Annotated in this window: 11 protein-coding genes; 6 read left to right on the top strand and 5 right to left on the bottom strand. The window is 52.9% G+C overall.

Going from position 1 to position 10,225, the window contains the following annotated elements:
- From VIN66_RS01165 to VIN66_RS01155, 3 genes are all read left to right on the top strand, one after another.
- Positions 1-784, top strand: a 784-nt coding sequence (locus tag VIN66_RS01165) for a DUF2157 domain-containing protein (RefSeq protein WP_331922286.1), incomplete at its 5' end; no start/stop codon positions are given.
- Complete coding sequence (locus VIN66_RS01160) at positions 781-1,812, top strand: DUF4401 domain-containing protein (protein ID WP_331922285.1); 1,032 nt, start codon at positions 781-783, stop codon at positions 1,810-1,812. The genes VIN66_RS01165 and VIN66_RS01160, both read left to right, overlap by 4 nt.
- Complete coding sequence (locus VIN66_RS01155; RefSeq protein ID WP_331922284.1) at positions 1,809-2,303, top strand: GDYXXLXY domain-containing protein; 495 nt, start codon at positions 1,809-1,811, stop codon at positions 2,301-2,303. The genes VIN66_RS01160 and VIN66_RS01155 overlap by 4 nt, the downstream gene beginning before the upstream one ends.
- A gap of 139 nt (positions 2,304-2,442) precedes the next feature.
- On the opposite strand, the gene VIN66_RS01150 is transcribed toward VIN66_RS01155, so the two are convergent.
- Complete coding sequence (locus tag VIN66_RS01150) at positions 2,443-3,945, bottom strand: DUF3612 domain-containing protein (RefSeq protein WP_331922283.1); 1,503 nt, start codon at positions 3,943-3,945, stop codon at positions 2,443-2,445.
- Positions 3,946-4,205: 260 nt separating this feature from the next.
- Here VIN66_RS01150 and VIN66_RS01145 point away from each other — a divergent pair, with 260 nt between their 5' ends.
- Complete coding sequence (locus VIN66_RS01145; protein WP_134052167.1) at positions 4,206-4,721, top strand: malate synthase; 516 nt, start codon at positions 4,206-4,208, stop codon at positions 4,719-4,721.
- A 107-nt stretch (positions 4,722-4,828) separates the two neighbouring features.
- On the top strand, positions 4,829-5,986 hold the full coding sequence (locus VIN66_RS01140; RefSeq protein ID WP_331922282.1) for a GGDEF domain-containing protein: 1,158 nt from the start codon (positions 4,829-4,831) through the stop codon (positions 5,984-5,986).
- 37 nt (positions 5,987-6,023) lie between these two features.
- Here the strand turns inward: VIN66_RS01140 and VIN66_RS01135 are convergent, their stop codons facing one another.
- Genes VIN66_RS01135 through VIN66_RS01120 form a run of 4 tightly spaced genes read right to left on the bottom strand, consistent with a single transcriptional unit; the run spans position 6,024 to position 9,624 of the window.
- The gene (locus VIN66_RS01135) at positions 6,024-7,139 is read right to left on the bottom strand and encodes an ABC transporter permease (protein ID WP_331922281.1); all 1,116 of its coding nucleotides are present in this window, start codon (positions 7,137-7,139) and stop codon (positions 6,024-6,026) included.
- Positions 7,117-8,049, bottom strand: a complete 933-nt coding sequence (locus tag VIN66_RS01130) for an ABC transporter ATP-binding protein (RefSeq protein ID WP_331922280.1) — start codon at positions 8,047-8,049, stop codon at positions 7,117-7,119. The genes VIN66_RS01135 and VIN66_RS01130 overlap by 23 nt, the downstream gene beginning before the upstream one ends.
- Complete coding sequence (locus VIN66_RS01125) at positions 8,046-8,984, bottom strand: HlyD family secretion protein (RefSeq protein WP_331922279.1); 939 nt, start codon at positions 8,982-8,984, stop codon at positions 8,046-8,048. The genes VIN66_RS01130 and VIN66_RS01125 overlap by 4 nt, the downstream gene beginning before the upstream one ends.
- The gene (locus tag VIN66_RS01120; protein ID WP_331922278.1) at positions 8,977-9,624 is read right to left on the bottom strand and encodes a TetR/AcrR family transcriptional regulator; all 648 of its coding nucleotides are present in this window, start codon (positions 9,622-9,624) and stop codon (positions 8,977-8,979) included. Before VIN66_RS01120 ends, VIN66_RS01125 begins: the two co-directional genes overlap by 8 nt.
- A 182-nt stretch (positions 9,625-9,806) precedes the next feature.
- Between VIN66_RS01120 and VIN66_RS01115 the strand changes: the two genes are divergently transcribed.
- A partial coding sequence (locus VIN66_RS01115) for an LURP-one-related/scramblase family protein (protein ID WP_331922277.1) occupies positions 9,807-10,225 on the top strand: 419 nt, incomplete at its 3' end.

Here is a 10,225-nt window from a genome sequence, read left to right as displayed (position 1 = left end):
CGCCTACAACTGGCCGCATATGCACTACTTCGCCAAATTTGCACTGGCTGGCACCGCAGTGCTGCTAAGTGGCGTGCTGGCAATCTGCAGTGCAGCTGACAGCCTGATACAACGCTCAGCCCTGTTTGGCTGCAGCATATTAACCGGAGCCCTGCTGGCGCTGATCGGCCAAACCTATCAGACCGGAGCGGATATCTGGCAGTTATTCGCCAGTTGGGCAGCGTTAATCACCCTGCTGGTATTAGTGTCGAAAAGCCGCGCTTGCTACCTGCTATGGTTTGTTATTCTGGAGCTGGCTGCCAGCCGCTACCTGCATACCCGCTCTGAATTTTTCTGGCTGTTTGCCAGCGCCCCCATGATACTTAACCTGACACTGGTAAACCTGCTGCTACTGTTGTTTGCCGATGTTGCCCTGCCACGCCTTGGTGTAAAGCATGACAACCTGCTACTGCGCTTTAGCGCGGTGATGTTTATCGTGCCACACACTTATGGCGCTATGCTCGGCGCCTGGGATAACCACTACCAGGCAAACCTGCTGTGTTACCTGCTGCTGAGTGCCGGTTTAGCGCTCAGATACTACCGCTACCGACGCGATATCTTTGTGCTGGCGCTACTGCTCTACAGCGCTATTGCAGTGGTTACCAGCATACTGGCGCGCCTGCTGGAACTCAGCGATGGCTTTTTCGCCATGAACCTGCTGGCGTTGTTTGTCATTGGCAGCAGCGTTGCCGCCGCTCTTTGGCTTAAAAAACAATTACAGCGGCAAGCGGGAGTGTCAGCATGAATCAGACTGAACTGGCACTGCAATTACAACAAGCCGGTATTGTTGACCAGACAACAGCCGGGCAGCTGCAACGCAGCGCCAGCCCCTGGTGGCTGCAAATTTTGCTGGCTATCGCGGCCTGGATAGCCTCAGTGCTGATCATCGGCTCTTTTATTGGCCCGGTGTTGGCACTGGCGGATCATAATGCGGTCAGGGCTGTCATTGCCTTGCTGTTAATCAGTGCCGCTATCTGGCTGGCAGTAAAGCCGCTGGAGTTCTTGCAACAGATGTCTGTTGCTATTGCGCTGGCCGGCCAGGGCATGCTGGTGTACATCAGCTATGACTTATTCAATGATGACGTGGCAAGATACAGCTGCGCCGTCATCGCTGTATTACTGTTGTTCAGCCCGTTAAAGCCATTGCATCAGCGGCTTAGTATCAGTATTGCGCTGGCTTGTCTGCTGTCGCTTATCAGCTCGGCAACAGTACTGGCGGTCAGCGGCATCATACTGGCGGGTACTGCGCTATTGCTATGGTGTAACAGACCGAAATGGGCTGCTTTGCGCTACGGTCAAACCGTGAAAAGCCTGCTGGATGTCACTACGCTTGCTGCTTTGCTGCTGGCGATATCCGGCCAGAGTATGGTCTGGTTTGACAGCCAGCTCTGGCTTGATACCAGCACGGCTTATGCCGCAAGCTTTTACAGTGCATCAGGCGCAGTACTGTTTATGGTGACAGTATTCTGGCTCAGCCGCCAGGCCACAGTGCCAAGCCGGCTGGCGTTACTTAGCATGGCGCTGTTGCTGAGTATTGTGCTGTACAGTGCATCGGGCTTGCTGATAAGTGCCGCACTGATGCTGGCGTGTTTTTATGGTTGTAGCAGGCTGTGGTATGGGCTATGCCTGCTCAGCATGCTTCTGACAACCAGTCAGTTTTATTACAGCTTAAACCTTACCCTGCTGTACAAAGCGGGCATTCTGGCATTAAGTGGCCTGGTACTGTTGGCTGCCTGGCTGTTACTGCAGCGCTATCAGCGGAGGTTTGCATGAACCGCACGACACAGCGTCTGGCAATTGGCGCAGCATTACTGGTTATTTTACTGGCCGCCACAGCAGCTATCTGGCGTTTTGAACACACGTTACGCAGCGGCCAGGACATGATGCTGCAGCTGGCACCGGTTGACCCACGCTCTATTATGCAGGGTGACTATATGGCGCTGGCTTATGCGATAGACCGTGAATTACCGGACGATGCCGGTAAGTTCAAATACGTCTGGCTTAGTCTGTCTGACCAGGGCATTGCCAGTTTACACAGTCTGAGTAATGACCTGCCGCAGCAGCCTGGCGTGATTGGTGTATCACTGCGCCAGCGTGATGGCATTTACAGTGTTGGCCCAAATGGCTTTTTCTTTGCTGAGGGCACAGCCGCCGTTTACGAAGCCGCGCGCTATGGGCAGTTTAAAGTAGATAGCAGCGGTAAAGCCTTATTGACCAGCTTATTGGATGAAAGCCTACAGTTGCTGGGAGATAATAAGCGTTGAACCTACACCAAGCGAGAACCGGTTTACCCTAAGCCAACCGTTGAAGCCCCGGATGGGCTAAAACGAGCCTACAGGGATGTATTTACGGCGTGTTGGTGTGGGTAAACCGGTTTGAAGCCCCTGTAGTTTCAACATACTGCTACCCCTCGCACTGATAACAACTGGGTTGTCGCGGGCAACTGTTACCGCGGGCGCAAATCAGCTGCGCTGGCTTTTGTAAGCTGCGCGCAACCCAGTTAATGTTCAGAATATTCGCCACACTGGTCAGCGCCGTTTGAATGGTTTTCGGCACTTTAGCACCACCGCTGCTGCCCACACAGAGCTGCTTTAACTCGCCCGCCATGCTATCGGCATCTACCCCTTGCGCCAGTAAAGCCGGGTTTAAGTCGATACCAGCACACAACACATGCGTATTGCCTGCCAGATCCTGCACCTTGGTCGATTCACAACAGTAAATGCGCGGTGCACCGTTTACATCCAGCAAGGATAACTGTGCGCTGCTGTTTACCCCTTCCACGTCAAACATGCGAAATACCGCCCAGTGTTGGCACGGGTCTTCTACCTTTCGCATATTGCCCCACGGCAGCGGAATGCCATTGCCGCGATATACCGCTTTCAGTTTACCCGGCGTATAAGCATCAAAATAATGCCAGTGGGTATAAGGTGACACGGCTGTCATCCGGCGCATGGCGACTGATGCCGACACACCGGCTTGCAGGTGAGAGCTGATTTCATAGCCCTGCCGGTCCAGCAACTGACGAAACGGCAGTTTGGGGCACAGCAGCGCACCGGCAAAAAAGCTGGATTCAAAATCACGCCAGGCATGCAGTATATCCTGCGGCTGCACAGCAGTAGATTGCGATAATTCATCATCCTGAGCGCCGCCCACTGTCATACTGCTTTTCACTCCGTCTTTATTGTGCAGTACTGCATGGCCGATATGTACCGCCAGCTCGTACTTTAACCGGGTCGGATAAGCTTTTAACAGACTGTTCAGGTGCAATGTCGCCGGAGGGCTGAAAAACGATGTTGAGACATTTTTGGATAGTACACCCAGCTCGTCCAGCAACTCTTTTGGGGCTTCGTCATACCAGCGCAGCGTCAGACCCAGTTGTTTCACTATTGCCAGCAGTTCTTCTACACTCAGTGGCATACGTTTTTGCCCCACTTCCTCAGCGGCCCGCTCCAGCTCTGGAAAGTGGTTTTGGTTGTGTTCCTGATGCGCACGGATCAGCAACTGGGCAAATTGCTTACCACTGGTACCGGTTTGCGACAGCATTTCCGGAATAGCGATTTGCAGAATGTCGTTAGAAAATAAAAACCCCGGCTCCAGTGCCATGCCGCTGATGCCGCCACGGCTACCTTTTTCCGGTGTTAAGTCTTCACCGGCATCTTCGCCGTCTAAAAACCAGTCCAGATCTTTTTGAAATACTTCGGCAATGACCTCCAGCATTTCAATACCCGGCGTCCGTTTGCCACGCTCTATCATCGATAAGTAAGACACCGACGGTGCCTGCTCGGGGTTTACCCGGATGCAGCGTGTCGACAAATCTTCCATGGTTAAGTTATTACGTTTTCTCAGGTTTCTGATCTTAGTACCGAGAAAATGTGACTTTCTGAGCAGGCTTTTGTTTAGTTTCATTTTGTAAAATTCACACTGTGAAATTTCTATTGTGAAATTATGCTGATTTTTAGCCTAGACTAGTTTTTAACCGATAGCAACTGGTCTGCGTTCTTAACAGAGCGCAGATACAAAGGTTCGGAATCCTGATAGCGCAGCCACAGAGTGTCTGAGCGAACGCGCATGCGGCAGCGAGTTGCTGTGGCGAGCACAGCAGGAGTTGCGAACCGAAGTATTACACCATTACTGGCAACAAGAGTTGATAAAACGAGGATGACATCATGACAACACTGGCCCAACAACACAGCACCCCATCACAGAGCCAAACCGCCTGGATGGCGACCGAGCTTAGCGTGATTAACGAGCTGAATCAGCGCCACGTTAAGCAGGTGATGGACTACTCTAAAGGTTTTTTAGATAAGACCTTCCCGCTGCAGCAAGGCTCACATAAAGACGTATGCAGCTACGTGGTGTATTACCAGCAACTGCTGGCATTTTTTGCCGACGGCAGCACCAGCGGGTTACAAAATCCGGCCCAGTTTGTGGCTTTAAGCGGCCACCGTGAAGCACCTTGCTCTATCGTGCTGAACAATAATGGCCGCCATGTTGAGCTGATATTAAACCGCAGTGGCATTAATGGCTGCCAGGATAAAGCCAGCATTGATGATATCCAGCTGCAAACCTCCGAGCCCGATTGCATCTGGTTCAGCATGGTGACAGGCCGTCAGGTCAGCTGTGCACATAAAGGTAATAAGCAATTTACCTGCAAAGACGGTTTACCCTACTCTTTGGCGTAATCACCTCCCGGACAGCTGGTCTGACTGCCTGTCCGGGTAATTGCTGCTGCTGAAATTTTGTGCTATTTTTCTGCCCCTTTTGTCCGGTGCCAGATTAAATAATAATAATGGATGTACTGACGCTCACCTTTGTAAATGTGTTTATCACCTGCACTTTTACCATCTTACTGGCGCTGCAATATAAAGCAGAGCGTCAGCTTAGGTATCAGCGTTATTTCATTTTAGCCGCCGTCTTTATGCTGTTAAATGCGCTGATCAGCGTGTTCAGCTTCACAACCCACGCTGTGCCGTACTGGCTTAGCCCGGCACTGTCAAATACCAGCAGTGTTGGCGCCCATCTGGCTCTGGCCTGTGGCATTCATCGTCATTTACAGTTACCGGGAAAACGGCAGTGGTTGCTGCTGGCAATTGTTCCGCTTTATCTGGCACAGCTAAGCGACTTCGCCGGTGCAGCTATAGCCAATCGCATGCTGTTGGCTATTCCGGCGGTTATCGTGCTGAACCTGTGGAGCATCCGTATGTTGTCACGACACCGTGATACCGAGCTGGGCCTGGTGTATCTGGCATTTATCGGCGTATTTGCCTTTAATATCATCCAGTTTATTCTGCGCTCGGCTTACATGCTGGCTGAATACTATGAACTGGTGCATACCCATTACAGTACGCTGATCTACAGTATTGGCTACTTCAGCCTGACCGCCTTTGCCATACTGGTGTTTGGCTGCGTTATTATGCTAAGCCATTCGCAGCAGCGGCTGGCGTTACTGCATATTTCCGAACGCGACGCCCTGACCGGTCTGCTAAACCGCCGCTCTTTATCACCACGCTTAATGGCCGAATTGAACCGGACAGAGCGTAATCACAGTACCTTGAGCGTATTATTGTTTGATATTGATTATTTTAAGCAGGTGAATGATACCTTTGGACACAGAGCCGGCGATAAGGCCATACAGCACGTAGTTGACCTGGCCAGCCACCAGTTGCGGGACTACGACTTATTGTTTCGCTATGGTGGCGAAGAATTCCTGATCTGCCTGCCCGACACATCAGAAGACACCGCCATGTTGATTGCCAACAGGTTAAAGAAAGCCGTTGAAGTCAGCCCGCTTGCCGCTGAGCAGCCGATAAAAATGACGGTCAGTATCGGTGTCAGCAGTACCCGCCAGTTTACTGAGCCTGACGAGTTGATAGAGCAGGCTGATACAGCGCTGTATCAGGCTAAGCAGAGTGGCCGGAACGCTGTAGTCAGTTTTCACCAGCTATAGCGCTACCAGCCCCACGCACTGCTAAACAAAAGCGCTGCTAATCCAGCCGCTTTTTAAACCGCAGTGTAGCAACCACTAAGCCAATCATGGTAAAGCCGGCCAGATACGCCACATCGTAGCTGAGCGTCCACCACTGTGCATCGCGCAGCACTACCGCCCGGATCATCCGGACAAAATGTGTCGCTGGCAGTACTTCTGCCAGCCACTGCGCTGCCACCGGCATAGCCGCATAAGGAAACATAAAACCCGACAGCAAGATAGACGGCAATAAGATAAACACCGTCATCTGCATCGCCTGCAATTGTGTGCCAGCTCGGGTTGAAATAATCAGCCCCAGCGTCAGGCTGGCCAGAATAAACAGCAGCGTCACCACCAGCAGCGACATCCAGTGCAGCGGCAACGGCACGGCAAACAACAGATGCCCAAGGCCGAGTATGATGCCGGTCTGAATACAGCCAACGGCAATATAAGGCACAATTTTTCCCAGCATCAGCTCCAGTGGTTGCATCGGCGTGGTGATCAGAAACTCCATATTGCCCTGCTCGCGCTCCCGCACCACGGCTGCCGAGGTAAACAACACCATCGTCATGGTCAGGATCACGGCAATTAACCCCGGCACTATATTCACGGCTGTACGCTGCTCCGGGTTAAAGTAGCGCACTACCTGCATGACTGCGCCAGGGCGGTTACTGCTCTGGATGCCCTGCATCGTCAGGGGTAACTGACTAAGCGTACTGACCGCGCCGCTTAGCAGCGGGTCGCTGCCATCCGTGATCCATTGCGCCACCGGCTGTAACTGTGCCCCTTCCTGACGCAGAGCCAACCTGCGCTGAAAATCAGCCGGCACTACCAGCACAGCGGCTACAACACCACCGGTCAGCGCTTGCTCGGCTTGCACAACACTGTCAAAGCGGAGGCTAAACCGCACGACCTGCGACGCTTCCAAGTCATATATCAGTTGCCGGCTCTGTGCTGTACCTGCCAAATCGACAACCGCTGACGGTACTTGCCGCACATCGGTATTGATGGCATAGCCAAACAGCACCAGCTGAATCAGCGGTATCATCACTATCATGGCAAAAGTGATTCTGTCACGGGCCAGCTGACGCAACTCTTTAAACATAATGGCATTAATTCTGCGCAGACTTGGCATAACCCACTCCGGTTGTCGCAACAAACACATCTTCCAGGTTCGGTTCTACCCGTTGTGGCGAAGAGCCCGGCAGCTGCTGCTGCAGCCACCGCTGAGGCTCAGCCAGCCCGGGTGCCAGCAACACGCGCAAAGAATTACCAATCTGAGCGGTAGAAATCACCTCAGACATCGGTGCCAGCTGTTTGCCTAACTGGCGCAGGTTATCCCCCTGTAACACAAATACACTGGCTTTTAGCTGACGCATCAGTTGCTGCGGGCTGGCATCGGCGCGCTTTTGGCCAAGCTCAAGAATGGCCAGACCGTGGCAGCGCTCTGCTTCGTCCATATAGTGCGTAGACACCAATATCGTGGTACCCGCGTCACTGAGATCAAACAACCGTTCCCAGAATTCACGCCGGTTCTCGGGATCCACCGCTGATGTCGGTTCATCCAGCAGCAGTAACGGTGGTTCATGCAAGGTGGCAGCTGCCAAGGCCAGGCGCTGTTTCTGCCCGCCACTTAAGGCACCGGCACGCACCTGCTGCTTATCTTCAAGATGATATAACGCCAATAGCTGCGCAATCCGCAGCTGGCTTTGCCGTTTTGCCAGGCCATAAATTTGCGCCACAAACTGCAGGTTCTCCGCTACGCTCAGGTTGTCGTACAGTGAAAACTTTTGCGTCATATAGCCGATTTTACGCCGAAGTGCTTCGGCCTTCTGCGGCAGTTCATTACCAAGCACCCGCACTTCACCGGCGCAGGGTGTTAATAGCCCGGTCAATAACCGCATAGTGGTTGACTTACCACAGCCATTCGGCCCGAGAAAACCATAAATAGCACCACGGCGAATGCTCAGATCAAGGTTATTTACCGCGCAATAATCGCCGAAGTATTTGGTCAGGCCGTGGGTTTCAATGACGATCTCAGTCATGGCAGTTCAACCCGTACCGGCGTGCCGCTGATAAGATCTTTACTGTCTGTCAGGCTGATTTCAGTCAGATACACCAGCCGGTTGCGCTCTTGCTGATGCAAGGCAAAATGCGGTGTAAAGGCGGCTTCTGTGCTGATATAACGTACGGTACCACTAAGTGCTGTTTCACGGCCCTGCAACCAGATATTTAGCTGCTGCCCGACTTGCCAGTGTGCAATGACACTGGCGGGTAAATACACCCGGGCATAGGCAGAGTCAGACACCGCCAGTGTCATCAAGGTACTGCCTGGCTGTACCCGCTCGCCACGATAACGCAGCACATCGTCAATAACGCCATCGCGACCGGCATAGGTACTGCTTTGCTGCAGCTGCCATTGCAACTGTTCTTCCCTGGCTTGTAGCTGCGCAACCTGCCAGGATGCCTGTTCAATATCCTGCTGCCGGTTACCGGCCAGTGTTTCAGCTAACTGCTGCTGGGCCGCCCGCTGCTCAGCCACGGCGACAGCAAGTGCTGCATCAGCCTGCTGCACAGCGGCTTGCGAATTTAACTGCTGCGCGAGTAACTCAGCCTGGCGCTGCTGTGTCAGCCTGGCATCAACCAGTTTTGCCTCGGCCCGCGCCAGGTTCGCTTTAGCCTGTTCACGCTGCTCTGTGCGGCTGCCCAGCTGTATCAGTTCCAGCTTTGCCTGCGCAGCGGCAAGTTCAGCCTGCACTTGTGCCAGCAACAACCGCTGCTCTGTGGTTTCCTGCTGCACCAACAGCTGGCCTGCGGCTACCTGCTCACCTTTTTTCACGGTAACCTCAGTGATCAGGCCATCAGCAGCGGCAGTAACCAGTACCACTTCGCGCTCTACAGTGCCAAAGGCGGAGTTGGATTCCTGCCCCTGACAGGCGCAAAGAGCAATCACTATACTCAATAGCAGTAGCTTACGCATGCTCACCTCCGGCCGCACCGGATACCGCGCAGGCAAACAACGGCGCCGCACAACTGGCGATTGCCGCCAGTTCGTCGGGTGTTGCACTGAACTGCAAGATCTGCCGCACCACATCCGGTATTAAAAACGGAAACACCGCCAGTGCCAGTGCACTGACAACCAGCGCCTGGCGCTGAGCAGCGCTGGCCTGCGCGGCGCCTTTTGCCATCTGAGCCAGCAGATGTTCAACCGCAGAGCGGATCACGCTGTTAAAGGTATCATTCACCATCTGATACTCAGCCGAGGCCGGATTATGTAACGCGCGGAAGATCATGCGCGGCAGCTCCGGATGCGGCGCCATCATACGATGATACTGCTGCACCAGCGCCAGCATATCCGGCTGCTCACTTTGCATCGGTGCAGAGTGCATCATGCTCAGCATTGGCTGGATAGTTTCGTGCAGCACGGCCTGAAACAGGCCGGCTTTGTTATTAAAGTAATAACGGATCATGGCCGGGTTTATGCCTGCTACTCTGGCGATATCGCGGGTAGTTGTCGCAGCATAACCACGCTTACTGAATTGTTCGCGCGCAGCGCACAATAAACGCTCTCGGCTTTGTGTGTCGTCAGCAGACAAGGGGCGTCCGGATGCATTTGCCATAACAAAACTGCCTTAATTAACCAGATGATTAATAGCCTAGCGGCATTTATTGGCAGGTGACAGCAAATTAATTAACCGCCAGCACGGTGTTGATTAACAGTAACTGAGGCTTTACCAGACAGGGGGAATCCAAGTAGGCTATGTTACAAGCGCCACTTTCCTTAATAAGGTATACAAATCGGATGAAATACCGCATTAAACAGAAAATTTTCAGTTTAACTGACAGCTTTTCAATTGAAGATGAAAACGGCGATAACGCTTACAGTGTCAGTGGTAAGCTGTTCAGTTTATCCAGCAGCCAGACCTTATCTGATGCAACCGGCACTGTGCTGTTGAAAATCAAGCGAAAATACATAACCATCATGCCAGCCTGTCGTTTGCTGAATAACGACGGCAGCGAGTGGCTGATTAAAAAGAAGTTCTGGCCTTTCTGGACCAGCCGTTTCACCATCAGTACACCAGAGGGCATGCTGGAAATGAGTGGCAATTTCTGGCAGCACGAATACCAGATCCGGCAGCAGGATCAGCTGCTGGCCAGTATTTCAAAGAAATGGTTCAGCTGGTCTGACAGCTATGGTGTAGATATCTATGCGCCGCAATG

It is taken from the genome of Rheinheimera sp. (genome assembly GCF_036568245.1).
Taxonomy (GTDB): domain Bacteria; phylum Pseudomonadota; class Gammaproteobacteria; order Enterobacterales; family Alteromonadaceae; genus Alishewanella.
This window is presented reverse-complemented; position numbering and strand designations above follow the sequence as displayed.